The sequence below is a fragment of the Enterobacter sp. KB-280D8 genome, assembly GCF_041399405.1.
Taxonomy (GTDB): domain Bacteria; phylum Pseudomonadota; class Gammaproteobacteria; order Enterobacterales; family Enterobacteriaceae; genus Enterobacter; species Enterobacter cloacae_N.
Map to the genome: position 1 here is coordinate 1 of NZ_JBGKEC010000048.1, position 241 is coordinate 241.

General features: G+C 55.6%; 1 pseudogene. It reads left to right on the forward strand.

Going from position 1 to position 241, the window contains the following annotated elements:
• Positions 1-241: pseudogene (locus AB8818_RS22960) on the forward strand (Clp protease ClpP); the annotation flags it as partial.

The window sequence follows — 241 nt, forward strand, 5'->3', positions numbered from 1 at the left end:
TAACGACGATCTGAACCAGCTTACCGACGTACCGATGAAGATGGGGCGCGCGGCGAAAGCAACGATTGGCGATCTGGTTTACGCAATTCTGACCAAAAACCCGAAACTCTCAGACGGAAAGGCGCTGTTCCATGCCGATCACAAGAACCTGAGCTCGGGCGCAATTTCTGTGGCCAGCCTGGACGAATCGCGCAAGCTGATGCGTCTGCAGAAGGAGGGGGAGCGAACCCTGAATATCCGT